At 71.7% G+C, this 24,757-nt stretch carries 24 protein-coding genes; 13 read left to right on the top strand and 11 right to left on the bottom strand.

Annotation, left to right across the window (positions count from 1 at the left end):
- Positions 1–64 precede the first annotated feature (64 nt).
- Positions 65–937, bottom strand: a complete 873-nt coding sequence (locus tag ACFXJ5_RS36035; RefSeq protein WP_384640952.1) for an A/G-specific adenine glycosylase — start codon at positions 935–937, stop codon at positions 65–67.
- A 144-nt stretch (positions 938–1,081) separates the two neighbouring features.
- Between ACFXJ5_RS36035 and ACFXJ5_RS36030 the strand changes: the two genes are divergently transcribed.
- Positions 1,082–1,903, top strand: coding sequence for a hypothetical protein (locus ACFXJ5_RS36030; RefSeq protein WP_384640949.1), 822 nt, complete (start codon positions 1,082–1,084; stop codon positions 1,901–1,903).
- Positions 1,904–1,907: 4 nt separating this feature from the next.
- On the opposite strand, the gene disA is transcribed toward ACFXJ5_RS36030, so the two are convergent.
- Both disA and radA read right to left on the bottom strand, forming a co-directional pair.
- The gene (gene disA, locus ACFXJ5_RS36025) at positions 1,908–3,032 is read right to left on the bottom strand and encodes a DNA integrity scanning diadenylate cyclase DisA (protein ID WP_384640946.1); all 1,125 of its coding nucleotides are present in this window, start codon (positions 3,030–3,032) and stop codon (positions 1,908–1,910) included.
- 67 nt (positions 3,033–3,099) lie between these two features.
- Positions 3,100–4,491 carry a DNA repair protein RadA gene (radA, locus tag ACFXJ5_RS36020; protein ID WP_384640943.1) on the bottom strand — a complete coding sequence of 464 codons (1,392 nt, stop codon included), beginning with the start codon at positions 4,489–4,491 and terminating at the stop codon, positions 3,100–3,102.
- 141 nt (positions 4,492–4,632) lie between these two features.
- Between radA and ACFXJ5_RS36015 the strand changes: the two genes are divergently transcribed.
- On the top strand, positions 4,633–6,273 hold the full coding sequence (locus tag ACFXJ5_RS36015; RefSeq protein ID WP_384640940.1) for a BACON domain-containing protein: 1,641 nt from the start codon (positions 4,633–4,635) through the stop codon (positions 6,271–6,273).
- An 11-nt stretch (positions 6,274–6,284) separates the two neighbouring features.
- Here the strand turns inward: ACFXJ5_RS36015 and ACFXJ5_RS36010 are convergent, their stop codons facing one another.
- Positions 6,285–7,076, bottom strand: a complete 792-nt coding sequence (locus tag ACFXJ5_RS36010; RefSeq protein ID WP_384640938.1) for a hypothetical protein — start codon at positions 7,074–7,076, stop codon at positions 6,285–6,287.
- Positions 7,077–7,456: 380 nt separating this feature from the next.
- On the opposite strand from ACFXJ5_RS36010, the gene ACFXJ5_RS36005 reads away from it, so the two are divergent.
- The 4 genes from ACFXJ5_RS36005 to ilvD all read left to right on the top strand — a co-directional run bounded on the left by ACFXJ5_RS36005 (position 7,457) and on the right by ilvD (position 11,979).
- Positions 7,457–8,395: a Ppx/GppA phosphatase family protein gene (locus tag ACFXJ5_RS36005; RefSeq protein WP_384640935.1), complete on the top strand. Its 939-nt coding sequence runs from the start codon at positions 7,457–7,459 to the stop codon at positions 8,393–8,395.
- A 141-nt stretch (positions 8,396–8,536) separates the two neighbouring features.
- The gene (locus tag ACFXJ5_RS36000) at positions 8,537–9,340 is read left to right on the top strand and encodes a sugar phosphate isomerase/epimerase family protein (protein WP_384641028.1); all 804 of its coding nucleotides are present in this window, start codon (positions 8,537–8,539) and stop codon (positions 9,338–9,340) included.
- Positions 9,340–9,975, top strand: coding sequence for a TetR/AcrR family transcriptional regulator (locus ACFXJ5_RS35995; protein WP_384640932.1), 636 nt, complete (start codon positions 9,340–9,342; stop codon positions 9,973–9,975). Before ACFXJ5_RS36000 ends, ACFXJ5_RS35995 begins: the two co-directional genes overlap by 1 nt.
- Positions 9,976–10,125: 150 nt before the next feature.
- Positions 10,126–11,979 carry a dihydroxy-acid dehydratase gene (ilvD, locus tag ACFXJ5_RS35990; protein WP_384640929.1) on the top strand — a complete coding sequence of 618 codons (1,854 nt, stop codon included), beginning with the start codon at positions 10,126–10,128 and terminating at the stop codon, positions 11,977–11,979.
- A gap of 36 nt (positions 11,980–12,015) precedes the next feature.
- Here the strand turns inward: ilvD and ACFXJ5_RS35985 are convergent, their stop codons facing one another.
- Positions 12,016–14,070: a protein kinase domain-containing protein gene (locus ACFXJ5_RS35985; protein ID WP_384640926.1), complete on the bottom strand. Its 2,055-nt coding sequence runs from the start codon at positions 14,068–14,070 to the stop codon at positions 12,016–12,018.
- 220 nt (positions 14,071–14,290) lie between these two features.
- Here ACFXJ5_RS35985 and ACFXJ5_RS35980 point away from each other — a divergent pair, with 220 nt between their 5' ends.
- The 3 genes from ACFXJ5_RS35980 to ACFXJ5_RS35970 all read left to right on the top strand — a co-directional run bounded on the left by ACFXJ5_RS35980 (position 14,291) and on the right by ACFXJ5_RS35970 (position 15,824).
- Positions 14,291–14,575 carry a hypothetical protein gene (locus ACFXJ5_RS35980; protein ID WP_384640924.1) on the top strand — a complete coding sequence of 95 codons (285 nt, stop codon included), beginning with the start codon at positions 14,291–14,293 and terminating at the stop codon, positions 14,573–14,575.
- Between the two features lie 98 nt (positions 14,576–14,673).
- Positions 14,674–15,012, top strand: coding sequence for an SH3 domain-containing protein (locus ACFXJ5_RS35975; RefSeq protein WP_384640921.1), 339 nt, complete (start codon positions 14,674–14,676; stop codon positions 15,010–15,012).
- Between the two features lie 44 nt (positions 15,013–15,056).
- Entirely contained in the window at positions 15,057–15,824 is a 768-nt protein-coding gene (locus ACFXJ5_RS35970; protein WP_384640918.1) for a class I SAM-dependent methyltransferase, read from the top strand.
- Here the strand turns inward: ACFXJ5_RS35970 and ACFXJ5_RS35965 are convergent, their stop codons facing one another.
- The 4 genes from ACFXJ5_RS35965 to ACFXJ5_RS35950 all read right to left on the bottom strand — a co-directional run bounded on the left by ACFXJ5_RS35965 (position 15,825) and on the right by ACFXJ5_RS35950 (position 18,983).
- A complete protein-coding gene (locus tag ACFXJ5_RS35965; protein WP_384640916.1) occupies positions 15,825–16,280 on the bottom strand; it encodes a hypothetical protein in 456 nt (151 codons plus the stop codon).
- 32 nt (positions 16,281–16,312) lie between these two features.
- Positions 16,313–17,845, bottom strand: coding sequence for a SulP family inorganic anion transporter (locus tag ACFXJ5_RS35960; RefSeq protein ID WP_384640914.1), 1,533 nt, complete (start codon positions 17,843–17,845; stop codon positions 16,313–16,315).
- A gap of 8 nt (positions 17,846–17,853) precedes the next feature.
- Complete coding sequence (locus ACFXJ5_RS35955) at positions 17,854–18,456, bottom strand: carbonic anhydrase (protein WP_384640912.1); 603 nt, start codon at positions 18,454–18,456, stop codon at positions 17,854–17,856.
- Between the two features lie 122 nt (positions 18,457–18,578).
- Complete coding sequence (locus ACFXJ5_RS35950; RefSeq protein WP_384640909.1) at positions 18,579–18,983, bottom strand: hypothetical protein; 405 nt, start codon at positions 18,981–18,983, stop codon at positions 18,579–18,581.
- Between the two features lie 222 nt (positions 18,984–19,205).
- Here ACFXJ5_RS35950 and ACFXJ5_RS35945 point away from each other — a divergent pair, with 222 nt between their 5' ends.
- Genes ACFXJ5_RS35945 through proC form a run of 3 tightly spaced genes read left to right on the top strand, consistent with a single transcriptional unit; the run spans position 19,206 to position 21,546 of the window.
- Positions 19,206–19,982, top strand: coding sequence for an ABC transporter ATP-binding protein (locus tag ACFXJ5_RS35945; RefSeq protein WP_384641025.1), 777 nt, complete (start codon positions 19,206–19,208; stop codon positions 19,980–19,982).
- On the top strand, positions 19,979–20,716 hold the full coding sequence (locus ACFXJ5_RS35940; protein WP_384640906.1) for an ABC transporter permease: 738 nt from the start codon (positions 19,979–19,981) through the stop codon (positions 20,714–20,716). Before ACFXJ5_RS35945 ends, ACFXJ5_RS35940 begins: the two co-directional genes overlap by 4 nt.
- Positions 20,717–20,736: 20 nt before the next feature.
- Positions 20,737–21,546, top strand: coding sequence for a pyrroline-5-carboxylate reductase (proC, locus tag ACFXJ5_RS35935; protein ID WP_384640903.1), 810 nt, complete (start codon positions 20,737–20,739; stop codon positions 21,544–21,546).
- On the opposite strand, the gene ACFXJ5_RS35930 is transcribed toward proC, so the two are convergent.
- Positions 21,547–22,116, bottom strand: coding sequence for a cysteine hydrolase family protein (locus ACFXJ5_RS35930; RefSeq protein WP_384641022.1), 570 nt, complete (start codon positions 22,114–22,116; stop codon positions 21,547–21,549).
- A 91-nt stretch (positions 22,117–22,207) separates the two neighbouring features.
- Here ACFXJ5_RS35930 and ACFXJ5_RS35925 point away from each other — a divergent pair, with 91 nt between their 5' ends.
- Complete coding sequence (locus ACFXJ5_RS35925) at positions 22,208–23,182, top strand: GlxA family transcriptional regulator (protein ID WP_384640901.1); 975 nt, start codon at positions 22,208–22,210, stop codon at positions 23,180–23,182.
- On the opposite strand, the gene trpS is transcribed toward ACFXJ5_RS35925, so the two are convergent.
- Positions 23,149–24,147, bottom strand: coding sequence for a tryptophan--tRNA ligase (gene trpS / locus ACFXJ5_RS35920; protein ID WP_384640899.1), 999 nt, complete (start codon positions 24,145–24,147; stop codon positions 23,149–23,151). The two genes, ACFXJ5_RS35925 and trpS, sit on opposite strands and share 34 nt — an antisense overlap.
- Positions 24,148–24,757: the final 610 nt, after the last annotated feature.

Below are 24,757 nucleotides of genomic sequence, written 5' to 3'. Positions count from 1 at the left end.
CCGTCGATTGTGTAACGACGGGTCGTTTTGGTGCCTAACCGGACAAACGGACGCGCCCCAGTGTCTAGCCCGGCAAGCGGTAGACGCCGTCCTCGACCGGCTCCACGAGGCCGTCGGCCACCAGGCCGTCCAGCGCGCGGGCCCGCTGCACCGGCTCGTCCCAGACCCGGTCGAGCACCGCCTGCTCCACCGGCCCGTGCGCCTCGCGCAGCACCGCCAGCAGCTTCCCGCGCACCTGACGGTCGGTCCCCGCGTACGTCTGGCCACGCCGGGGCGGTCCGTCGTGCGCCGGCGAGCCCGCCAGCCGCCAGGCGCACCGTGCGGCGATCGGGCAGCGTACGCACTCCGGGCTGCGAGCCGTGCACACCAGCGCCCCCAGCTCCATCGTCGCCGCCGCCCAGCGCGCCGCCACCGCCTCCTCGGCCGGCAGCAGCCCGGCCGCCGTACGGCGCTCGGCGGCCGTCGTGGCCTGCGGCGGGAACTGCGTGCCGGACACCGCCCGGGCGAACACCCGGCGCACATTGGTGTCCAGCACCGCATGCCGCTGCCCGTAGGCGAACGACGCGACGGCGGCAGCGGTGTACTCCCCGATCCCCGGCAGGGCGAGGAGCTGGGCATGGTCGCGCGGCACCTCGCCGCCGTGCAGTTGTGCTATCGCCGTCGCCGCCGCGTGCAGCCGCAGTGCCCGCCGGGGGTACCCCAGCCGGCCCCACGCGCGCACCGCCTCGCCGGCCGGCTCGGCCGCGAGCGCCGCCGGGGTGGGCCACCGGTCCAGCCAGTGCTCGTACACCGGCAGGACGCGGCTCACGGGCGTCTGCTGCAGCATGAACTCACTGACCATCACCCCCCACGGGCCCGCGTCGGGGCGCCGCCACGGGAGGTCGCGCGCGTTGTCGTCGAACCAGTCGATCACGGGAGCGTGGAGATCTTTACTCATGGCGCTTCCGATCCTCGCACAACCGCCGCGTGGACCCGCCCAGAAGGATCATTAGGCACACAAGTTGCCTGCGTGTCCCGCGTGCCCTCGGTGGTTTCGGGGGAAAGCGCATAAGGTTTGCGCGTGGGCTCGATGCGCAATCCCGTGGGACCTCTCCCGTCCTCCATTTACTGGCGGCGGCGGGCTGTTGTGCTGTGCCTGATCGCCCTGTTGGCCTTGCTGGCCGTCTGGGTCGTCAACTCCCGTGGCGGAGGCGGCAACAACGGCGCCGACGGCGACAACGGCCACACCCCCGCCTCGTCGATCACGCCGGGCCCCTCGGCGACCGGCCCGCTCAACAGCAGCCGCCCGGGCGGCTCGGTGGGCGGCGGCAGTGGCGGCAGCGGGAGCACGTCGTCCGGCGGAAGCGGCGACGCCGGTACCACGAGCAGCGGTTCGGGCGGCGCCACGGCATCCTCGGGCACCAGCGGCACCAGCGGCACCGACGGCGGCACGACCTCCGGCGGAACCAGCGGCGGTACCACCTCCGGCGGGAGCAGCGAGCAGCTGCCGGCCGGGTCGACGCTGCCGGACTGCACGAGCAGCGCGGTGAGCCTGACGCTGCGCAGCGCCCAGAACTCGTACGACCCCGGCAAGAAGCCCCAGTTCAAGCTGACCGCGCGCAACTCCGGCGGCACGTCCTGCAAGCTGGACTTCGGCCCGACGGCAGCGGTCTTCACGATCACGGACGTCGACGACAACCACGTCTGGGCGAGCGACGACTGCCCGGTCGACAAGAGCGCCTACCTGATGCAGGTCCCGGCCGGCGCGTCGACCACCTACACCGTTCAGTGGGGCCGCACGACCAGCTCCCCGCAGTGCGCCACCCCGAGGGGCGGCCAGGCGCCGACGGGCACGTACCTGGTCGAGGCGAAGCTGCCGGGCTTCGCGGCCAAGCAGACGTCCTTCGTGCTGAAGAACGACTAGCGGGTCAGACGTACCGCTCGAGGATCGACGATTCCGCGAGGCGCGAGAGGCCCTCACGGACCGAGCGGGCGCGGGCCTCGCCCACGCCCTCGACGGTCTGGAGGTCGTCGACGCTCGCGGCGAGCAGCTTCTGCAGGCCGCCGAAGTGCTCCACGAGCCGTTCGATGACGGTGTTGGGGAGCCGGGGCACCTTGGCGAGCAGCCGGTAGCCGCGCGGCGAGACCGCGGAGTCCAGCGCTTCCGGCGAACCCGCGTAGCCCAGGGCCCTTGCCACGGCGGGGAGTTCGAGGAGGTCGCCCTGGAAGAGGGTGTCCAGTTCGACCAGCGCCTCGGGGACGGTGCGGCTGCGCTTGGCGGTGGGCTCGGGCACGTAGTCGCGTACGACGAGCTCGCGCTCGGGCTCGACGCCGGCGATCAGCTCGTCGAGCTGGAGGGAGAGCAGGCGGCCGTCGGTGCCGAGCTCGACGACGTACTCGGCGATCTCGGTGGCGATGCGGCGGACCATCTCCAGGCGCTGGGCGACGGCGGTGACGTCGCGGACCGTCACCAGGTCCTCGATCTCCAGGGCGGAGAGGGTGCCGGCGACCTCGTCGAGGCGCAGCTTGTAGCGCTCGAGGGTGGCCAGCGCCTGGTTGGCCCGGGACAGGATGGCGGCGGAGTCCTCCAGGACCCGGCGCTGCCCGTCGACGTACAGCGCGATCAGCCGCATGGACTGGCTGACGGAGACGACGGGGAAGCCGGTCTGGATGGAGACGCGCTGCGCGGTGCGGTGGCGGGTGCCGGTCTCCTCGGTGGGGATCGCGGCGTCGGGCACGAGCTGGACGCCGGCCCGCACGATCTTGGTGATGCCGTTGTCGAGGATCAGCGCGCCGTCGAGCTTGCACAGCTCACGCAGGCGCGTGGCGCTGAACTCCACGTCGAGGACGAAGCCGCCGGAGCACAGCGACTCGACCGTCTTGTCCATGCCCAGGACGATGAGACCGCCCGTGTTTCCGCGCAGGATCCGCTCCAGGCCGTCGCGCAGGTGCGTGCCGGGGGCGACGGCGCTGAGCGAGGCGCGCATCAGGCCATCGATGCCGGTACTCCCGCCGGACTTGCCGGGAGCTGTCGCCCGGTCGTTGGCTGCCACTTCACTCCTCCGGTCGCTACGAATGCCCGGATGGGCGAGACCAGGGCAAAGTTTACCGTCGGAAGTGTCAGGGGCGTGGGGCCCTCTTCGGCAGGACACGCAGCGCGTCCCCTATGTCCGTCACTTCCGTCACCTTCATTCCGTCCGGGACGCGGCCGGGGTCCGGTGGTACGAGGGCGTGCGTGAAGCCGAGCCGGTGCGCCTCCGCGAGCCTGCGCTGCACCCCCGTGACCCTCCTGACCTCGCCCGCGAGCCCCACCTCGCCGACGGCGACCAGGTTCTTCGGGAGGGGCGTGTCGATGGCGGCGCTGGCGAGCGCGAGCGCCACGGCGAGGTCGGCGGCGGGTTCTGTGAGTTTTACGCCGCCGACCGTGGCGGTGTAGATGTCCTGCTTTCCGATGGCCTTGATCCGGCCGCGCTGCTCGAGAACGGCCAGCATCATCGACACCCGCGAGTTCTCCAGCCCGGAGGTCGTACGGCGGGGGGAGGGGATCTGGGTGTCGACGGTCAGCGCCTGGACCTCGGCGACCAGCGGCCGCTTGCCTTCGAGGGTGACGGTCAGGCAGGTGCCCGGGACCGGCTCGTCGCGGCGGGTGAGGAAGAGGCCGGAGGGGTCGGTGAGGCCGGTGATGCCCTCGTCGTGCAGCTCGAAGCAGCCGACCTCGTCGGTGGCGCCGTAACGGTTCTTGATGCCGCGGATCAGCCGGAGGCGGGCGTGCCGGTCGCCCTCGAAGGACAGCACGACGTCCACGAGGTGCTCGAGCAGGCGCGGGCCGGCGATGGAGCCGTCCTTGGTGACATGGCCGACGAGGATGGTGGACATCCCACGCTCCTTGGAGGCCCGGATCAGCGCGCCGGCGACCTCGCGGACCTGGGCCATGCCGCCGGGCGCGCCGTCGATCTCGGGCGAGGCGACGGTCTGGACGGAGTCCAGGACCAGCAGCGACGGCTTCACGTCGTCCAGGTGGCCCAGCACCGCGGCCAGGTTGGTCTCCGCGGCGAGGTAGAGGTGGTCGGCCAGGGCGCCGATCCGGTCGGCCCGCAGCCGCACCTGGGAGGCGGACTCCTCACCGGTGACGTAAAGAGTGCGGCCCTGCGCGCTCGCCGCCTTGGCGGCCACATCGAGGAGCAGGGTGGACTTGCCGACCCCCGGCTCACCCGCGAGCAGCACCACGGCCCCGGGGACGAGGCCGCCGCCCAGCACCCGGTCCAGCTCCGGTACGCCGGTGCCGCGCGCGGTCGCCGTCCGGCCGTCCACCTGGCCGATCGGCTTCGCCGGGGTCGTGACCCTGCCGGGCGCGGTGGTGCGCACCGGCGCGGCCCCGCCGTACTCCTCGACGGTGCCCCAGGCCTGGCACTCGCCGCACCGGCCGAGCCACTTCACGGTCGTCCAGCCGCACTCCGTACAGCGGTAGGAGGGGCGGTCCTTGGCGGCGGGGCGGGTGCGGGTGGTGGCCATGGGCAGCACCGTATCCGCTGCCGCTGACAGTGGGGGTCGCGGCGGGGCGTCGCTCGTACGGGCGGGATCGCCACCCGAACGGGTTAAAGGCCCGCGTGAGGGCTGAACCCGTACGGGCCGGGGGCCTACCGTCACGGAGTGATGAGCAGCAGGTCTGAAACCTCCTCGCAGACAACCGGCGCGCGCCGTCGACACCGCGCGCCGGTCCAGCGCACGCGCGCCGACGCGCCGGCGGGGGGCGCACGCCGGCGCCCCCAGGGGACGCTGCCGGCCCAGCCGCCCGCGCATTACGAGCCCTATCTGGACGGGCTGTTCACCTACTGCCTGTCGGTACTGTGCGAGCACGACGCCGCGGCCGCCGCGCTCGGCGACGTCCTGGCCATGGCGGAACGGCAGCGCGCCCGGCTGCGCAATCAGGAACTGCGGCGGCCGTGGCTCTACGCCCTGGCCCGCTGGGCGTGCCTGCACAGGCTGACCGAGGAGGGGCGCCCGGTGCCGGGAAGAGCCTCGGCGGAGGTGGCGGCGCAGCGGCGGCGCGAACTGTCGGCGCTGGCCTGGCCGGAGGCGGCCGGTACGACGCCGGAGCAGCGTGAGGCACTGGAGCTGGCCGTACGGCATCAGCTGGCCCCCCACGAGGTGGCGCACGTCGTCGGCATCGAGCCGGACGCGGCCCGCGCGATGCTCGCCCAGGCCGCCTGCGAGGTCGAGCGGACCCGGGCGGCGCTCGCCGTGGTCGAGCTCGGCCGCTGCCCGGCGGTGGCCCGGCTCGCCGGGGACACCCAGGTGCTGCTCGGGACGGCACTGCGGCGCGAGCTGGTCACCCACGTCGACGAGTGCCCGGACTGCCGCTTCACCGCAGAGCGCGCCGTCGCGACCGGCCCCTGGCCGGGGCTCGCCGCCACCACGGCGGCCACGGCCGTGCTCGCCGTGATCGAGGCGCCGCGCTCGGCGGCGTACGCGGCCCTGCTCAATGCCATGCAGGCCGGTGCGGGGCGCAGCCGCGAGGGCACGCCGCGCTTCGACCGGCGCGGTTTCCCCATGGACCTCAAGGACCGCGCCGCACGGCGGGCCCGCATGCGGCACCGCGCGGTCACCTCGACCGTGGTCGCCGCGGTCGTCGCGGCGCCGGTGCTTGCCCTCTGGGCCGCCTACCACGGCACCGCCCTCGCCCCCGACGGCCGGGACGACGCCTCCCTCTCCGCGACCGACCAGGAAGGCCTCGACGGCTACCCGTACGAGAAGGCCGGCTCCGCCGATTCCGCCACCCCTGGCCACAAGGGCGGTGCCCCTGCGCCCGGCGTCTCGGTCTCCGTCGCCTCCGCCAGCCCCTCGGCGGAGGGCGGCCGCTCCTCGGCCACGGCCGGGGCGTCGGCGTCGGCATCGTCCGCGGCCCCCAGTCGGGGTGCGGGGCCCGGGCGGCTCACGATCGCCGCGGAGCCGCGCGGGGACGTCACGGTCATCACCCTCACCGCGTCCGGCGGCTCCGCCGTCCGCTGGACGGCGTCCACCGGTGCGGACTGGCTCCGCCTCAGCCGGCACGGCGGGACCCTGTCGCCCGGCGACACCACCACCATCACCGTCTCCGTCCACCATCGCTCCGAGCCCTCCGGCCCCTGGCGCGGCCGCGTCGTCTTCGCCCCCTCCGGCGCCGTCGTCACCATCGACGGCCGCGGCCCCTCCACATCCCCGTCGCCCTCTCCCACCCCCAGCGCCTCCGACCCCTCCCCTTCCTCCCCCGGCCAGTCCTCCCCGCCGCCCACGGATCCCCCGCCCAGCGCCTGACGGGCTGAAGGTCAGGAAACCGGGTCCGCCGGGTGCGGGGCCATGGGGAGGAGCGTGGCGAGCCGCTGCTCGCAGAGCTCGACCAGGGCGCGGTAGGCCGCCGGGCCCATGAGTTCCGTGAGCTCGGCGCGGTACGAGACGTAGACCGGATCACCGGCACCGTGCGCGGACGTCGCGCCGGTGCACCACCAGTGGAGGTCGTGGCCGCCGGGGCCCCAGCCGCGGCGGTCGTATTCGGAGATGGAGACCTGGAGGACGCGGGAGTCGTCGGGGCGGTCGATCCAGTCGTAGGTGCGCCGGATGGGGAGCTGCCAGCAGACGTCGGGCTTGGTCTCGAGCGGCTCGCGGCCCTCCCGGAGGGCGAGGGTGTGGAGGGCGCAGCCGGCGCCGCCAGGGAAGCCGGGGCGGTTGAGGAAGACGCAGGCGCCCTCGTGGCGGCGGGTCTGGCGCTCGCCTTCCTCGTTGACCTCGGCCCATTCGAGGCCGTGGAACTGCCAGGTCTCCGGCGTGAGCCGCTCCGCGTGCGAGGCGACCCGCTTCTCGTCGTCGTCATCGGAGAAGTGCGCGCCGAGGGTGCAGCAGCCGTCGCTGGCGCGTCCGGCCTCGATGCCCTGGCAGCCCTGGCCGAAAATGCAGGTCCAGCGGGAGGTGAGCCAGGTCAGATCGCAGCGGAAGACCTGTTCGTCGTCGGCGGGATCGGGGAATTCCACCCATGCGCGGGGGAAGTCGAGGGCTACCTCGTCCAGGACGTTGACCACGTCCTTGACGGGATGCCGCTTCTTCGCCTTATTGGTCTTCGCCATAGGGTCAGGGTAAGCATGCCGACTTCTCAGCCTCGAAAGACTCGAGCCTTTTGGCTCGGTTCGTTCAAGCCGATGCGCGCTCTCCGCTCGCGGCCGGCCGTCGCGCCGGAGCCGCAGCCACCACAAGTGCCCTTGTGGCGCGGGACGGTTGACAGCGCCCCACGCGCAGGCGCTCGGCCTGGCGACACCAGCACGGTCCATGTCCGCGCACAACCGGGTTCACCGGTCGGGGCCGGGATTGTGCCTTTACGGACTCACGTACTGATTTTCACTCAGGGCATCGGATTGACGACACTCCGTACTGAAGGAATCGAGTGAAGCCATACCAGCGCGCACCCCGGTTGCCCCGGGGCGGCGCGCGGCGCAGTACCTTTCCGGGCATGAGACTCGGTGTCCTCGACGTGGGTTCGAATACGGTTCATCTGCTGGTCATGGACGCGCATCCCGGGGCGCGCCCGCTGCCCGCCTACTCCCACAAGGCGGAGCTGCGGCTGGCGGAGCTCCTCGACGAGGACGGTGCGATCCGCGAGGACGGCGTGGAGCTGCTCGTCGCCACGGTCGCGGAGGCGCTGGAGGTCGCGGAGGACAAGGGCGTGGAGGACGTACTGCCCTTCGCCACGTCGGCCGTACGGGAGGCGGCCAACGGCGAGCAGGTGCTGGCGCGGGTCGCCGCCGAGACGGGTGTGGCGCTGACGGTGCTGTCCGGCGAGGAGGAGGCGCGGCTGACCTTCCTGGCCGCGCGTCGCTGGTTCGGGTGGTCGGCGGGGCGGCTGCTGCTCCTGGACATCGGCGGCGGTTCGCTGGAGGTCGGCTTCGGGATGGACGAGGACCCGGACGCCGCCCTGTCGCTGCCGCTGGGCGCGGGCCGGCTGACCAGCGGCTGGCTGCCGGGCGACCCGCCGGCGCCGGAGGACGTACGGTCGCTGCGCAAGCACGTACGGGCGGAAATCGGCCGTACGGTCGCGGAGTTCAGCCGTCTGGGCCGGCCGGACCACATAGTCGGCACGTCGAAGACCTTCAAGCAGCTGGCCCGGATCGCCGGCGCCGCCCGCTCCGGGGACGGGCTGTACGTCCAGCGCACGCTGACGCGAAGGTCACTCGAGGAGTGGGTGCCGAGGCTCGCGATGATGACGGAGGCGGAGCGCATCGCGCTGCCGGGGGTCTCGGAGGGGCGGGCGCGGCAGCTGCTCGCCGGGGCGCTGGTGGCGGACGCGGCGATGGACCTGTTCGGGGTCCCTGAGCTGGAGATCTGCCCGTGGGCGCTGCGCGAGGGCGTGATCCTGCGCAAGCTCGACCTCATGGTCAACGAACGCGGTTGAGGGTGAGCCGATCCGTGTCGATCGCGTCACGTCGGCCGGGATCGATGTGCCGTCCGGCCGACCGGCCGCCGTACGCTGTTCCCCGTGGCTCAACCAGCTGACCCGAAGGCGTACGACGACGCACTCGCGGCCGGGCACGCGGTGCGTGTGCCCGACGCGAAGGTGGCGCTGTCCACGGCCTCCGTCTACCCCGAGTCGACGGCCACGGCCTTCGAGATCGCGGCCCGGCTCGGTTACGACGGGATGGAGGTCATGGTCTGGACGGACCCGGTCAGCCAGGACATAGAGGCGCTGCGCCGCCTGTCGGACTACCACGGCATCCCCATCCTGGCCGTGCACGCCCCCTGCCTGCTGATCACCCAGCGGGTGTGGTCCACCGACCCGTGGGTCAAGCTGCAGCGCGCCCAGGCGGCGGCCGAGAAGCTGGGCGCGTCGACCGTCGTGGTCCACCCGCCCTTTCGGTGGCAGCGCAACTACGCCCGGGATTTCGTCCGCGGGATCTGGCGGATGGCGGACGAGACCGACGTCCGCTTCGCCGTCGAGAACATGTATCCGTGGCGCTACCGCGACCGCGAGATGCTCGCGTACGCCCCCGACTGGGACCCCACCACCGACGACTACCGGCACTTCACCGTCGACCTCTCCCACACCGCGACCGCCCGCAGCGCCGCCCTGGAGATGTTCGACCGGATGGGCGACCGGCTGGCGCATGTGCACCTCGCCGACGGCAGCGGCTCCGGCAAGGACGAGCACCTGGTCCCGGGGCGCGGCACCCAGCCCTGCGCCGAGCTGCTGGAGCGGCTCGCCGCCCGCGGCTTCGACGGCCACGTCGTGATCGAGGTCAACACCCGGCGCGCCATGACGGCCGCCGAGCGCGAGGCGGACCTCGCGGAGGCGCTGGCCTTCACCCGGCTGCATCTGGCCGCCGCCGCACAGGTGGGCTGATGCCCGCGTCGTCGTCGGGAACCGCGTCCTCGGAATCCGCGCCCCGCCGCCGGGGCCGCCCCTCCGGGGCCCGTGCGGGCGACGCCGGGACCCGGGACCGGATTCTGGCGGAGGCGCGTACGGAGTTCTCCGAGCGCGGCTACGACAAGACCTCGATCCGCTCCATCGCCAAGGCCGCCGGTGTCGACTCGGCGCTGGTCCACCACTACTTCGGTACGAAGGAGCAGGTCTTCGCCGCCGCCATCGAGGTGAGCTTCGCCCCGGCCCTGCGCGCGCCGGGCGCCGTGGCCACCGGGGACCCGGCCGGGACCGGCGAGCGGATGGCCCGCTTCCTCTTCGGGATCTGGGAGTCGCCCGCCACGCGCGAGCCGCTGCTGGCCGTCCTGCGCTCGGCGGTGAGCAACGAGGCGGCGGCGGCCGTCCTGCGCGAACTGGTCACCCGGCGGCTGCTGGTACCGGTCGCGGAGGGGCTGCACGTGCCCGATCCGCAACTGCGGGCCCAGCTCGCGGCGGCGCAGCTGATCGGGATCGCGATGCTTCGATACGTCATCAAGGCGGAACCGGTAGCGTCGGCGGACATCGACGAGGTCATCGCGATGGTCGCCCCGACCCTGCAGGGCTATCTGGCCGGCTGACCCTCACCCGGAAGCCGGAATCTCGCGTGACCAGGGGCCTCGTCCGTAACGTGGACGCCGAGTCCGGCATGCGGACAGCCTGTCGGGGGCGGCAGCCGCAGGCGTACGCTCGAAGGATCCGATGACGGAATGGTAGGGAGTGGAGCAACCGTGCCCGAGCTGAGGTCACGTACGGTCACCCACGGCCGCAACATGGCAGGAGCCCGCGCCCTGATGCGCGCCTCCGGAGTCGACAGCGCCGATATCGGGAAGCCGATCATCGCCGTCGCCAACAGCTTCACCGAGTTCGTACCGGGCCACACCCACCTCCAGCCGGTCGGCCGGATCGTCAGTGAGGCGATCAAGGCCGCGGGCGCGGTGCCCCGCGAGTTCAACACCATCGCCGTCGACGACGGCATCGCCATGGGGCACGGCGGCATGCTGTACTCGCTGCCCTCCCGGGACCTGATCGCCGACTCCGTCGAGTACATGGTCGAGGCGCACTGCGCGGATGCCCTGATCTGCATCTCCAACTGCGACAAGATCACCCCGGGCATGCTGATGGCCGCCCTGCGCCTCAACATCCCCACCGTCTTCGTCTCCGGCGGCCCCATGGAGGCCGGCAAGGCGACCCTCGTCGACGGCACGGTCCGCACCCTCGACCTGATCGACGCGATCTCCGACGCCGTCAACGACAACATCTCCGACGCGGACATCCTCCGTATCGAGGAGAACGCCTGTCCGACCTGCGGGTCCTGTTCCGGCATGTTCACCGCCAACTCGATGAACTGCCTCACCGAGGCCATCGGGCTCTCCCTGCCCGGCAACGGCTCGGTCCTGGCCACCCACACCGCCCGCAAGGCGCTGTACGAGAACGCCGGCCGTACGGTCGTCGAGCTGACCAAGCGCTACTACGAGCAGGACGACGAGACCGTCCTGCCGCGCAACATCGCCACCTTCGCGGCCTTCGAGAACGCCATGGCCCTCGACATCGCCATGGGCGGCTCCACCAACACGATCCTGCACCTGCTCGCCGCCGCCCAGGAGGCGGAGGTGCCCTTCGGCCTCGCCGAGATCGACGCCGTCTCGCGCCGCGTGCCGTGCCTCGCCAAGGTCGCGCCGAACGTCGCGAAGAACCGTACGTACTACATGGAGGACGTCCACCGCGCCGGTGGCATCCCCGCCATCCTCGGCGAGCTCTACCGCGGCGGCCAGCTCAACGAGGACGTCCACACCGTCCACAGCCCCTCCCTCGCCGACTGGCTCAAGACCTGGGACGTGCGCGGCGGTTCCCCCTCCGCCGAGGCCGTCGAGCTGTGGCACGCCGCCCCCGGCTGCAAGCGCTCCGCCACCGCCTTCTCGCAGTCCGAGCGCTGGGACACCCTCGACACCGACGCCGCCGAGGGCTGCATCCGCTCCGCCGAGCACGCCTACTCCAAGGACGGCGGCCTGGCGGTACTCAAGGGCAACCTGGCCGTGGACGGCTGTGTCGTGAAGACCGCGGGCGTCGACGAGTCCATCTGGACCTTCGAGGGGCCGGCCGTCGTCTGCGAGTCGCAGGACGAGGCCGTCGACAAGATCCTCAAGAAGCAGATCACGGAAGGCGACGTCGTCGTCATCCGCTACGAGGGCCCCCGCGGCGGCCCCGGCATGCAGGAGATGCTCTACCCCACCTCCTTCCTGAAGGGCCGCGGCCTCGGCAAGGCCTGCGCCCTCGTCACCGACGGTCGCTTCTCCGGCGGCACTTCGGGCCTCTCCATCGGCCACGCCTCCCCGGAGGCCGCGTCCGGCGGCACCATCGCCCTCGTCGAGGACGGCGACCTCATCCGCATCGACATCCCGGGTCGCACCATCGACCTCGTCGTCCCGGACGACGTGCTCGCCGCCCGCCGCGACGCCCTGGGCGGCGTCTACGCCCCCAAGGCCCGCGACCGCAAGGTCTCGGCCGCCCTCAAGGCGTACGCCGCCATGGCCACCAGCGCCGACAAGGGCGCCGTCCGCGACGTCAGCCGCCTCGACGGCTGACGCCTCTTCCCCTCACGGCCCCGGACCCCTCCCGCCTCACCAGCGGGAGGGGTCCTTCGCGTCCACGGCGAAGACCGTCCCGTCCGGTGCGGTCGCGTACACCCTGCCCCCGACCGCGAGCGGCGCCGGCACCGACTGCACGTAGCGGCTCGGGTCCTTGCCGATGCGTGCCCTCGTCTGGCCCGCGGGCACACCGCTCGCCGCGTCCACCGCCAGCAGCCGTCCGTCGGCCGCTGTGAAGTACAACCGCCCCCCGGACACGACCGGCTGCGAGGCTTCGGCCACCGAGGTCTCCGTACGCCACAGCTGTGAGCGTTTGGCGGTGTCGACGGCCACCAGGGCGCCTCGGTGGCTGAGGAGGTAGACCTTGGTGCCCTGCACCGTGCTTTGGGTGGTCTCCAGTGGTTGGGGCAGCGGTACCCGCAGCGTTCTGCCGTGGGCGGGGTCGAAGCGCACGACGGCGTCGGTCCGGGACTGCGTGTTGGCCGAGGTGAGATAGAGGGCGCCGCCCGAGGTGCCGACCGGCGTGAGACTCCCGTCGAGGCTGTGCTGCCAGAGCACTTCACCGCTCGCCGGATCCACGGCGCTGATCAGTGTGCTCGTGCCGTCGTCGGAGATCTCTGCCGCGTAGGTGGGGCCGTTGTCGCCATACGTCGCGAAGACCGGCCGGGTGTGGCCGGGCAGGGTGCGGTGCCAGCGCTCCTTGCCGGTCGCGCCGTCGATCGCCGTGACGCCGCCGTCGGGCGCGACGAGCAGAACCGTGTCGCCCGCGTCGTAGAAGCCGCCGTTGTAAGCGGAGATGTCCACCTTCCAGCGGGCCTTGCCGGTGGTGGGGGCGAGTCCCTCGAGGCGGGATCCGTCCGGCGTGACGATCCGCAGCACCCCGTCCGTCAGTACGGGCTCGGGGCGGCCGGAGCCGCTGTCCTTCGACGACCCGGCCGACCGGGACCACACCACCTTGCCGGTGTCCGGATCCAGCCTCGCCGCGTCCACGCCGGGGCCCTCGCAGAACAGGGCGTGCTCCTCGGCCGCGTGGGAGCACACCGGTGTGGAGGTGCCGCTGCCCAGGGCGCGGTCCCACGCGTGGAAGGCCTTCCCGCTCGCACTCGGTGTGTTGGAGGGGTCCGCGGCATCGCCGTGCTCCGCGCCGGTGAACCGCTGTGCGGCCAGGGCCCCGGCTGTGCCCAGCACGGCGAGCACACCGAGTGCCACAGCGGCCGCGGTCGCGCGCCGGGAGAAACGCGGCCGGCTCTCGGGTTCGGGCGCGGGGCTGCTGTGCTGGTCACTCCCCGGTTGCCGCTGCGCCGGTACGAAAGGCGTCGTCATGTCGAACTGGGCGAACATCTGCGTGTCGTACGAGGCCGAAACGGCCCTGAGGTCGGTCAGCAGGGTGTCCGGGCTCGGCCGTTTCTCGGGCTCTTTCGCCAGGCAACGTTCGATCAGCGGCAGCAGATCCTCCGGAATGCCGCCCAGAACCGGTTCGTTGTGGACGACCTGGTAGGCCACGACATACGGACTGTCCGAGTCGAACGGGCCACGTCCGGTGGCTGCGTGCACCAGCACCGATGCCATGGCGAACACATCCGCTGCGGGCCCCACCGATCGGGGTTGGCTGAACTGCTCGGGGGCCATGAAAGGCGGTGTACCGATCAGCTTGCCGGTCTCCGTGCGCAGCGCGCTGTCCGACGGCCGCGAGATCCCGAAGTCGATGACCTTGGGACCGTCTGCGGCAAGCAGTACGTTGCTCGGCTTCAGATCGCGGTGGACGACGCCGGCCCTGTGAATATCGCGCAAAGCCTCGGCCAGTCCGGTCATCACCTGCCGCAGCTCGGCGGCAGGCAACGGGCCGTTCCGCTTGACGAATTCGGACAGGGTCGGCCCCGGGACGAACAGCGTTGCCATCCACGGTCGCCCGGCGTCCGGATCGGCGTCCACAACGGGCGCCGTGAAGGCACCGCTCACTCGCCGGGCCGCCGCGACCTCCTGTCGGAAACGTGCCCTGAACTCGGGGTCCGCCGCGAATTCCTCGTGCACGACCTTCACCGCCAGGCGCTTACCGGAGGTGGAGCGCGACAGATACACGACTCCCATCCCGCCGGACCCAAGGACGGTCTCCAGCCGGTACTGCCCGGCGTAGTCCGGATGTTCCGCTTCCGGACCCCTCCGGTATCTGTTCAGCGGCGGCACCCCACCACCCCCGTGCGTTCGTGTGAGCCGCGACAGGCGGAGCCTAGCTGATGACCTGAAAGTAGTGTGTTCGGCTTGCTAGCCTGCCGCGTGACAGAGCGTGAATTCATGGGGGAGGGTCAATATGGCCGAGCAAACAGCTGAGAGTGTGAGCGCCGAGTCCACTACCTACAAGGTCGCCCCGGGCGTCCGGCTCAATGTCCGCAGGGGGCCCGGCACGAGCTACCAGATCGTGAAGGTCCTGCCGTACGACGCCAATGTGATCATCTACTGCCAGAGTCCCGGCACGAAGGTCAGTGGCTATTACGGCACGTCGAGCATCTGGGACAACATCGGTCCCGACCAGTTCATCTCCGACGCCTACGTCGACACCGGCAGTGACGGCTACGTCACCGGCCGCTGCGCCTGATTGCCAGTACGTCTCCCACGCGTATGTGAAGACGGGCAGCGACGGCTACGACCCGCCGCGCTGCGCGTGACAGCCGGCACAAGACACAGGGGTACTCCATGAAGATGGTCGGCAAACGTGGACTGCTGATGGCCGGTTTGGCCGGAGCGCTTGTGCTGGTGGTCGGAACTGCCACCAGCGCAAGCGCGTCCACGACCTACCAGGTCGCTCCGAACGTCCGGCTCAATGTCCGCAGCGGTCCGGGCACCAGTTATCCGGTCGTGAGGGTTCTGCCGTACGACGCCAAGGTGATCATCTATTGCCAGAGCCCCGGCACCACTGTCAATGGGTATTACGGCACGTCGAGCATTTGGGACAACATCAGTTCCGACCAGTTCATCTCCGACGCCTACGTCGACACTGGCAGCGACGGCTACATCACCGGCCGCTGCGCCTGACGTATCCGCTTGGAGGCGGGGCGCCGAGGGGCAGGATGGAAGGCATGACGAACCTGCCCCAGAGCGCCTTCGCCGCGTCCTTCAACTCGATAGCCGCGCTGTACGCGACTGCCAGGCCCGGGTATCCGCCGGCGCTGTTCGAGGCGGTGGAGGAGATGGCGGGGCGCCCGTTGGCCGGCGCCGATGTGCTGGATGTCGGGGCCGGGACGGGGATCGGGACGCGGTTGATGCGGGAGCGGGGGGCGCGGGTCACGGCGGTGGAGCCGGGGGCGGGGATGGCGGGGGAGTTGCGGGCCGGGCAGCCGGGGGTGCCGCTGGTGCGGGCCGACGGGAATGCGTTGCCGTTCGCCTCGGGGACCGCTGACTTCGTCACGTACGCCCAGGCGTGGCACTGGACGGACCCGGCGCGGTCGGTGCCGGAGGCCGTGCGGGTGCTGCGGGAGGGCGGGGCGCTGGCGCTGTGGTGGAACGTGCCGGACCCCGAGGTCGAGTGGACGGCGGCGCAGGACGACCGTTTCCGGGAGCGGGTCGCGGGCTATCACGGCTTCGGCCGGAGCCATACGTCCGCCGGCATCATCGAGGACCTGGGTCTGCCGTTGCGCGTCACGCAACAGGACGTCCGCTGGACCCGGCGGGTGTCGCTCGACGAGCACGTGGCGAACCTCGCGACGCACTCCTACTTCGCGCTGCTCGGCGAGCAGGAGCGGGACGGGATCTTCGCCGACGAGCGCGCCGAACTGCTGAGGGTCTTCCCCGACGGCACCGTGGAGGAGCCGTACCGGGTCGACGTGACGGTCGCCGTCAAGCGTTAGTCACGCGTCGCGGCGGGAGGCGGCCACCGATCCGACGACGCCCACCACGCCGGCGACGATCACGGCTCGCCACAGGCCGTCCCAGAGGCTGCCGAAGAAGCCCTCGGAGGTCAGGATCTGCCGCATGACGAGGTCGGTGACGAGCAGGGCACCGGCCGGCACGGCGGCGACCTGCCAGGGGTGCGCCCGGGCCCAGCGCCGTAGGCCGCGATCGGTGCCGGCCTTGCGGCCGAGGACCGCCCCCGTGCCGCCGACGAGGAAGAAGAGCATCAGGGCGACCGACAGGGAGCCGGCGAGGACGCCGAGCCCGAAGTGTCCGGTGACGCTGTTGAGGGCGAGCGACACGCCGCCGCCGATCGCGCCGACGGCGGCGGCGGGCCGCCAGGGCCCAAGAGTCGCGGAAGCGACGGCGAGCTGCCGCTTCTCGGTCCTGGATACATCGGAAGAACGCCTCATACCGCCACGGTCCTGCGCGGGCGGCCCGAACGCTATAGGGGATGACCCTGAGACAGCCCCGACGCGCTCACCGGCCGCTCGTGCGCGACCCGCACCGGCTCCACCCCCTCACCGTTGTGCCGGTCGGCCCACCCCAGCAGGGCCATCTCGCACGCGTGGTCGAGGTGCCGCAGCCGGCGCAGGTCCAGCTCGATGGGCCGGTCGCGCGGCAGCGACTCCAACTGGTCGAGCAGCTTCGGCAGCCGCAGGAAGGTGGCGTTGCCCATGACCCGTACGGCCACGACATCGCTTCCGTCGTCCCTCTCCACATGGACGTGCGAGGTGTCCCACGCGGTCTTCACCACCGCCATCAGCAGACCGACCACCACCCCCTCGAACATGTTCGTGACGACGATCGCGCCCGCCGTCGCGCCGAGCACCACCGCCTCGCCCCGGTGCTCGCGCCACAGTGACCCCAGCGTCTTCAACGGGATGAGCTTCCAGCCCGCGACCACCAGGACGCCCGCCAGCGCCGCCACCGGGATCATGGCGAGCGCCCCCGGCAGCAGGACGACGAAGACCAGCAGCCAGACCCCGTGCAGCACCCGCGAGGCCTTGGTGCGGGCGCCCGCCTCCAGATTGGCCGCGCTGCGCACGATCACCGCGGTCATCGGGAGCGCCCCGAGCGCCCCGCACACCGCATTGCCCGCGCCCTGGGCCATCAGCTCCTTGTCGTAGTCCGTACGTGGCCCGTCGTGCAGCCGGTCCACAGCTGCCGCGCTGAACAGGCTCTCGGCCGACGCGATCAGGGTGAAGGCGAGCACCGTGCCGAGGGTCCCGATGTGAGCGAGCTGCGCGAACTCCGCGCCGCCGGGCGGCTGCACGGCATCAAGCAGCCCCTTGACCTCCACCCGGGCCACCGGCAGGTCGAAAACCGCGGTCGCCGCCGTCGCCAGTGCGACCGCCGCCAGCGATCCCGGCACCGTCCGTACGGCGGCGGGCAGCCTCGGCCAGACCACCAGCAGCACGATGGTGCCCGCGCCCAGCGCCGCCGCGGTCAGCGAGGGGCCGGAGCCGATGGTGTCCGCGACCAGGCCGGGTATTCCGGCGAGCTTCGCCAGGCCGCTGCTGGGCGCCTTGGCGTCGGCCAGCGCGTAGACCTGGCCGGCCATCAGGACCAGGCCGATACCGGCCAGCATGCCGTGCACGACGGCGACGGATATCGCCCGGAACCAGCGGCCGAGCCGCAGGGCGCCCATGGCGAGCTGCAGCAGCCCGGCGGCCAGCACCAGGACGCCGAGCGCCCGCAGCCCGTACGTCTGCACGGCTTCGTACACCAGCACCGTCAGCCCGGCGGCCGGGCCGGACACCTGGAGGCTGCTGCCGGGCAGCAGTCCGGTGACCAGGCCGCCGACGATTCCGGTGACCAGGCCCAGTTCGGCCGGTACGCCGGAGGCGACGGCCACGCCCACGCACAGCGGCAGCGCGACGAGGAAGACGACGAGCGAGGCCGTGAAGTCGGCCCGCAGAACGGACAGTCGGGGAAGGGAGAGGGACGGGCGCAAGGGCAGGGGGAGGCGTCGCATACGGCGGCTCACAGGGGGAGGAAGGCGTCGACGGAGGGCTGGTGGGCGAGGACGAGCCCGGTGTGTATCTCGTAGAACCAGCCGTGCAGGCGCAGCTTCCGCTCGGTCAGCCGCTCCCGCACGGACGGATAGCCGCGCAGTCGCTCGAGCTGCTCGCGCACATGCCGCTGCACGGCCGCGGTGACGGCGGGGCCGTCGTCGTCCGGCAGTTCGTCCGGCACCTGCTCGGTCAGCCAGTCGCGGACGGCCGGTACGCCGCCGAGGTCTTCGCCGCGGGCCATGGCGCCGACGGCACCGCAGTGGGAGTGGCCGCACACGACGATGTCGCGTATGCCGAGCACGCGCATCGCGTACTCGATGGTGGCGGCCTCCGAGCTGGGCGCCTGGCCGGCGCGGTGCGGCGGTACGGCATTGCCGGCCGTCCGGAGCTCGAACAGCTCGCCGGGCCGGGCGCCGGTGAAGAGGGAGGGGATCACCCGGGAGTCCGAGCAGGTGATGAAGAGGGCCTGCGGGGACTGCCCGGCGGCGAGCCGCGCGAACTCCGCACGCTCCTCGCTGCGGTTGGCGATCCGGTCGCTGAAGCCGCGGGCATGGTCGATGAAGGTCTGCATGAAGGATGCCTCCAGTACGTCCCTGGCGCCCGTGAGGGGGAGCGGAAGGGGCGGTGGGGTGGGGGGCCGAGCCGGTGGTGGGGGGAGTGACACGTGCGCCGACGGCACCTGTCAGCAGCTGCTCAGCAGCGGAACACCTGGTGGGCCACGGGTAGTTCGCCGGATCTGCTCAGCGGTATCGCCTGCCGGGCCGCACGGGGCGCGGCCACCGGGGCGGCCCGGCCGGTGCCCGGGTCGGCGTCGGCCGGGCTGTCGAACGCGGCCGACCGCGAACGCGGGGACGACGGGGAGTAAGGAGAACCGGGCAGCGCGATCAGCACGCCGGTGAAGGAGCCGCTGTCGCTGCGCTGGGCCGGGCAGCCCTCGCGCTTCGGCTCCGCGCGCTCGATGCGCTCCACCCGCTCGACGCGGCCGGCCGAGGACTCCGGGCCGGAGTGCGCGCAGGCCGGTTCGGCGGCGAGGAAGAGGCCGAGCAGCACTGCCGCACACAGCGCCAGGGCGCGTGCAACTGCCTTGAGCCGACTCATGCTTCACCCCCGCCCCGCTCTGGTCGTGATCTCCATATGACCAGATCCCACGACCATTTTGCAATCCCTTGGGTAAACTCTCCGTAAACGTATGGTCACTGGGTGCATCTCTTGACGGGAGTCGTACGCCGGAGCATTATTCAGCGCATGATGAATAAATCGGAACGGGCACCCGAGAGGGCAGCGCGGACGGCCACCGCGACGCCCGCCGAAGGCCCCGCGATGGCCGCCGACGGCCCCACCAGGCCGGCCGACATCCCCGCCGACAGCCCCGCCGTGCGCGCCCACGGCCTCCAGGTCGTCCGCGGCGGCCGCACCGTCCTGGACGCCCTCGACTTCGCCGTACCGCGCGGCCAGATCACCGGACTGCTCGGCCCCAGCGGCTGCGGCAAGTCCACCCTGATGCGCGCCATCGTCGGCACCCAGGCCCACGTCACCGGCACCCTCGACGTCCTCGGCCTGCCCGCCGGCCACCGCACCCTGCGCTCCCGGGTCGGCTACGTCACCCAGGCACCCTCCGTCTACGCCGACCTGACGGTCCGCCAGAACCTCGACTACTTCGCCGCCATCCTCGGCGTGCCCACCGGCGACACCCCGCGGGTCATCGCCGACGTCGACCTCACCTCGCACGCCGGCGACCTCGCCGGCAACCTGTCCGGCGGGCAGCTCAGCCGCGTCTCCCTCGCCGTCGCCCTCCTCGGCGAACCCGAACTGCTGGTGCTGGACGAGCCCACCGTCGGCCTCGACCCCGTCCTGCGCCGCGACCTGTGGGACCTCTTCCACCGCCTCGCCGCCGAGCGCGCGGCCACGCTCCTCATCTCCTCCCACGTCATGGACGAGGCCGAGCGCTGCCACCGCCTGCTCCTCATGCGCGAAGGCCGCATCCTCGCCGACAACTCGCCCGACGCCCTGCGGGAACGTACGAACACGCCCACCATCGAAGCCGCCTTCCTCCGCCTCGTCGACGAGGCCAAGTCCCTGCAGGAGAGCGCCCAGTGAACACGCACCGCACCCTCGCCACCGCCCGCCGCGTCCTGCTCCAGCTGCGCCACGACCCGCGCACCGTCGCCCTGATGCTGGTCGTGCCCTGCGTGCTGCTCGCGCTGCTGAACTGGGTCTACGACGCCAGCCCCCGCACCTTCGACTCCGTCGGCGCCTCGCTCCTCGGCATCTTCCCGCTGATCACGATGTTCCTGGTCACCTCCATCGCGACCCTGCGCGAGCGGACCTCCGGCACCCTTGAGCGACTGCTCGCCATGCCGCTGGCCAAGGGCGACCTCCTCGCCGGTTACGCCCTCGCCTTCGGTGCCCTCGCCGCCCTCCAGGCCGTCCTGGCCACCGGCCTCGCCGTACTCGTCCTCGGCCTCAACGTCATCGGGTCCGCCTGGCTGCTGCTCGTGGTCGCGCTCGCCGACGCCATTCTCGGTACCGCCCTCGGGCTGTTCGTCAGCGCCTTCGCCGCCAGCGAGTTCCAGGCCGTCCAGTTCATGCCGGCCGTGATCCTTCCGCAGATTCTGCTCTGCGGGCTGCTCGTCCCGCGCGCGAGCATGCAGCCCGTGCTCGAAGGACTCTCCAACGTCCTGCCCATGTCGTACGCCGTCGACGGCATGAAGCAGGTCCTCACCCACACCGGCGTCACCGGCGACTTCGTACGCGACCTCGCCATCGTCGCCGGCTGCGCCCTGCTCGCCCTCGCCGGCGGCGCCGCGACCCTGCGCCGCCGTACTGCCTGAGACGGTGGGAAACTAGGGCCATGACCCAGAAAGTGGCCGTCCTCGGCACCGGCAAGATCGGCGAAGCTCTCCTCTCCGGCATGATCCGCGCAGGCTGGGCGCCCGACCAGCTCGTGGTCACCGCCCGCCGCCCAGCCCGCGCCGAGGAACTCCGCGCCCGCTACGGCGTCGAGGCCGTCACCAACGCCGAAGCCGCGAAGATCGCCGACACCCTCATCCTGGCCGTCAAACCGCAGGACATGTCCGCACTGCTCGACGAACTCGCCCCGCACGTCGCCGCCGACCGCCTGGTCATCAGCGCCGCCGCCGGCGTCCCCACCGCCTTCTTCGAGGAGCGCCTCGCCGAGGGCACCGCCGTCGTCCGCGTCATGCCCAACACCCCGGTCCTCGTCGACGAGGGCATGTCCGTCATCTCGGCCGGCAGCCACGCCACCGAGGCCCATCTGCTCCGTACCGAGGAGATCTTCAACCCCGTCGGCAAGACGCTGCGCGTCCCCGAGAAGCAGCAGGACGCCGCCACCGCCCTCTCCGGCTCCGGCCCCGCGTACTTCTACTTCCTCGTCGAGGCCATGACGGACGCCGGCATCCTCCTCGGCCTCCCCCGCGCCCAGGCCCACGACCTCATCGTGCAGTCCGCCATCGGCGCCGCCGTCATGCTCCGCGACTCCGGCGAACACCCCGTCAAGCTCCGCGAGGCCGTCACCTCACCGGCCGGCACCACCATCAACGCCATCCGCGAGCTGGAGAAGCACGGCGTACGCCACGCCCTCATCGCCGCCCTGGAGGCCGCCCGCGACCGCAGCCGCGAGCTGGCCTCCGGCCAGGGCTGATCAGAGCACGTCGGCCGTCCCCACGACGGTCGCGAACCCACCGTTGTGCAGATTCACGGCGGTGGCCCGCGCCAGCTCATCGGCGGTCAGGGACCAGCCGAACGGCCCCTCCAAGTCGAAGGTGTACGTCGCGTCCAGGACGTAGACCACCTCGTATCCCAGGTTGCCGCCCATCCGCGCGGTCGTCTCGGTGCAGAAGTTCGTCTGGATCCCGGCCACCACGATCTGCCGGATGCCGTGCTCCTTCAGCCACCCACCAAGATCCGGCGTACCGATGAACGCCGAGTTCACGTTCTTCGTCAGGAACAGCTCGGCCCCGGCCCCCTTGCCACGCCGCTGCTCCACGAAGTCCTGCAGGTCGTTCCCCTCCTGCCCCGGCCGCAATGGAGAATCCGGCTTCAGCGAGTCATGCCGTACGAAGACGACCGGCCGCCCCGCCGCCTGCCAGGCGTCGAGCAACAGCTCCATGTTCGCCTCGGCACCCGGGTTGTTCCGCCGCCCGTTCACCGGGTCGTCGAAACCCTTCTGCACATCGATCAGTACCAGCGCCGCGTTCTCCGCGATCTCCACGTTTCCCATGGCTACGATCCTGCTCACGCGCGGACGCCCCCGACAGTGGCAGCAAGGCCCACCATCGATGGATTAGTGCCACCATGGAGGCATGCAGCGCATCGCCCTCGTCGCCTTCCCCCGCATCCGCGCCTTCGACGTCGCCGTCATCACCGAGGTCTGGGGAGTCGACCGCACCGACCGGGGCGCCCCGCCCTTCGAACTGCGCCGCTGCGGCCCGGACCGCGCCCCCGTCACCATGCCCGGCGGCCTCACCCTCACCCCCGACCGCGACCTGGACTGGCTGCGCACCGCCGACCTCATCGTCGTCCCCGGCCTCGAGGAGCACCTCGCCCCGGTCCCGGAGCCCGTACTCGACGCCCTGCGCAACGCCCACCACGCCGGCACACCCATCGCCGCCCTCTGCGGCGGCGCCTTCGTCCTCGCCCAGGCCGGACTCCTCGACGGCCGCCGCGCCATCACCCACTGGAACCTCACCGGCCTGCTCTCCGACGCCCACCCCGCCGTCGAGGTCGTCCCCGACGCCCTCTTCGTCGAGGACGGCGGCCTGTGGACCTCCGCAGGCGTCGCCGCCGGCATCGACCTCTGCCTCCACCTCGTCCGTACGGCCCACGGCGCCGAAGCGGCCGCCGCCATCGCCCGCTCCATGGTCACCGCCCCCTTCCGCACCGGCACCCAGGCGCAGTTCATCGAGCACCCCACCCCCGGCACCGACCGCGAGGCCGACGCCCTCGCAGACGTACGGGAGCGAGCCCTCCGGCACCTCGACGAACCGCTCACCGTCGCCGACCTCGCCGCCTGGGCCGGCATGTCCCCCCGCTCCTTCGCCCGCCACTTCGCCGCCACCACCGGCACGACGCCCCTGCGCTGGCTGCTCGACCAGCGCGTCTCAGCCGCCCAGAAGCTGCTGGAGCGCACCGACCTCCCCATGCCCGAAGTCGCCCGCCGCACCGGCTTCGGCAGCGAAATCACCATGCGCCAGCACTTCGCCGCCCGCCTCTCCACCAGCCCCCGCGACTACCGCCGCGCCTTTCACCCGGCCGGCAGAAGCCCGATCGCCCGGTAAGCCGCGTCCACCCTCGGCCGCGCCAACCCCCGCGCCCGCTCCGCCCCGGCCCGCAACACCCCGTCCACGTACCCCGGGTCCGAGCACAACTCCGCATGCCGCTGCCGCAACGGCCGAAGCGCCTCCACCACCGCCTCGGCCGTGTCCTTCTTCAGAGCGCCGTACGAGTCGTAGCCCTCGGCGAGCACGGACGGCTCCCCACCCGTGCACCCCGCCAGGATGTCCAGCAGATTCGCCACCCCCGGTCCGGCCTCCCGGTCGTACCCCACCTCCCGGCCGCTGTCCGTCACCGCCCGCATGACCTTCTTACGGATGACGTCCGGCTCATCGAGCAGATAGACGATCCCGGGCCCCGCATCGTCCGACTTCCCCATCTTCGAACCCGGCTCCTGCAGATTCATCACCCGCGCCCCCACCTCCGGACGCACCGCCCTCGGCACGGTGAAGGTGTGCCCGTACCGCTGGTTGAACCGCACCGCCAGATCCCGCGTCAGCTCCACATGCTGCACCTGGTCGTCCCCCACCGGCACCTCGTCCGTGCCGTACGCCAGGATGTCCGCCGCCATCAGAGCGGGATAGGTCAGCAGCGACAACCGCACACTCCGGCCGCGAGCCCGCTCCTGCGCCTCCTTCTCCTTGTACTGGATCATCCGCCGCATCTCCCCGTCGGTGGCGGTGCACTCCAGGACGTACGCCAGCCGCGTGTGCTCGTCCACATGACTCTGTACGAACACCGTGCACACGGCCGGATCCAGCCCCGCCGCCAGCAACAGGCTCGCCGCCTGCCGGCTCAGCCGCCGCACCCGCGCCGGATCGTGGTCAACGGTGAGCGCATGCAGGTCAACCACGCAGAAGACGGCTTCCGCGTGGTGCTGGTCCGTCTCCACCCACCGGCGCACCGCCCCCAGGTAGTTGCCCAGAGTCAGGTGTCCGGTCGGCTTGATCCCGCTGAAGATCCGCGTCATCTCTGCTGTCTCTCCCTCTGCCTGTCACGGCTGTGACCGCCGCTTCCGTCGGCCGGCGTGGGGGAGCAGATACGCCAACGGCCGCCGAAGCGGCGGCCGTCTGATGCATGCGCTGAGCGTCGGCCGCCGTCAGGCGGCCCACCACTGGGTGCTGTGCGCATGCTTGGTCATGTCGGTCAGCCTAAGGTTCAAACCACTTGAAGGCCACAGGTTTGAACCGTTCGTGGGCGTGGTGTAGTGTCATCAAGCTGCTTCGGACCGGACACGATCCAGAGCAGCCACTCAAGCCGCCCGGCGGCAAACCATTACTGCACGGCCACCCCTCGGGGTCGATTTCGGCATGCCGGAATTTGATTCGACCGAGTCGATTATGACTCGGGAGGGAAATCCGCTAAAGTAGTGGACACGCCGGAAGGTGCGAAACAAAACCCCGCTCCAACAGGGGGTCGGAAACGAAGAGCGGAAACGCGAAACGGATCTGGTAAGGTTGGAAACACGAAGGGAAAGCCCGGAGAGGCCCGTGAAACGGCCACAAAGGAAGCTTCCGTTCCTTGAGAACTCAACAGCGTGCCAAAAGTCAACGCCAGATATGTTGATACCCCGTCCGTCC

Source organism: Streptomyces sp. NPDC059373, from assembly GCF_042751495.1.
GTDB lineage: Bacteria > Actinomycetota > Actinomycetes > Streptomycetales > Streptomycetaceae > Actinacidiphila.
Note: the sequence above shows the minus strand (reverse complement) of the source record. Positions and strands in the feature narration are given on the sequence as shown.

Excerpts from the sequence above, each read along its gene's own strand:
- ACFXJ5_RS36035 (WP_384640952.1), bottom strand. The coding sequence starts at position 937 with ATGAGTAAAGATCTCCACGCTCCCGTGATCGACTGGTTCGACGACAAC.
- radA (WP_384640943.1), bottom strand. The coding sequence starts at position 4,491 with ATGGCCACCACCCGCACCCGCCCCGCCGCCAAGGACCGCCCCTCCTAC.
- ACFXJ5_RS36015 (WP_384640940.1), top strand. The coding sequence starts at position 4,633 with ATGAGCAGCAGGTCTGAAACCTCCTCGCAGACAACCGGCGCGCGCCGT.
- ACFXJ5_RS36010 (WP_384640938.1), bottom strand. The coding sequence starts at position 7,076 with ATGGCGAAGACCAATAAGGCGAAGAAGCGGCATCCCGTCAAGGACGTG.
- ACFXJ5_RS36005 (WP_384640935.1), top strand. The coding sequence starts at position 7,457 with ATGAGACTCGGTGTCCTCGACGTGGGTTCGAATACGGTTCATCTGCTG.
- ACFXJ5_RS35995 (WP_384640932.1), top strand. The coding sequence starts at position 9,340 with ATGCCCGCGTCGTCGTCGGGAACCGCGTCCTCGGAATCCGCGCCCCGC.
- ACFXJ5_RS35985 (WP_384640926.1), bottom strand. The coding sequence starts at position 14,070 with ATGGGAGTCGTGTATCTGTCGCGCTCCACCTCCGGTAAGCGCCTGGCG.
- ACFXJ5_RS35980 (WP_384640924.1), top strand. The coding sequence starts at position 14,291 with ATGGCCGAGCAAACAGCTGAGAGTGTGAGCGCCGAGTCCACTACCTAC.
- ACFXJ5_RS35975 (WP_384640921.1), top strand. The coding sequence starts at position 14,674 with ATGAAGATGGTCGGCAAACGTGGACTGCTGATGGCCGGTTTGGCCGGA.
- ACFXJ5_RS35970 (WP_384640918.1), top strand. The coding sequence starts at position 15,057 with ATGACGAACCTGCCCCAGAGCGCCTTCGCCGCGTCCTTCAACTCGATA.
- ACFXJ5_RS35965 (WP_384640916.1), bottom strand. The coding sequence starts at position 16,280 with ATGAGGCGTTCTTCCGATGTATCCAGGACCGAGAAGCGGCAGCTCGCC.
- ACFXJ5_RS35960 (WP_384640914.1), bottom strand. The coding sequence starts at position 17,845 with ATGCGACGCCTCCCCCTGCCCTTGCGCCCGTCCCTCTCCCTTCCCCGA.
- ACFXJ5_RS35955 (WP_384640912.1), bottom strand. The coding sequence starts at position 18,456 with ATGCAGACCTTCATCGACCATGCCCGCGGCTTCAGCGACCGGATCGCC.
- ACFXJ5_RS35950 (WP_384640909.1), bottom strand. The coding sequence starts at position 18,983 with ATGAGTCGGCTCAAGGCAGTTGCACGCGCCCTGGCGCTGTGTGCGGCA.
- ACFXJ5_RS35945 (WP_384641025.1), top strand. The coding sequence starts at position 19,206 with ATGGCCGCCGACGGCCCCACCAGGCCGGCCGACATCCCCGCCGACAGC.
- proC (WP_384640903.1), top strand. The coding sequence starts at position 20,737 with ATGACCCAGAAAGTGGCCGTCCTCGGCACCGGCAAGATCGGCGAAGCT.
- ACFXJ5_RS35925 (WP_384640901.1), top strand. The coding sequence starts at position 22,208 with ATGCAGCGCATCGCCCTCGTCGCCTTCCCCCGCATCCGCGCCTTCGAC.
- trpS (WP_384640899.1), bottom strand. The coding sequence starts at position 24,147 with ATGACGCGGATCTTCAGCGGGATCAAGCCGACCGGACACCTGACTCTG.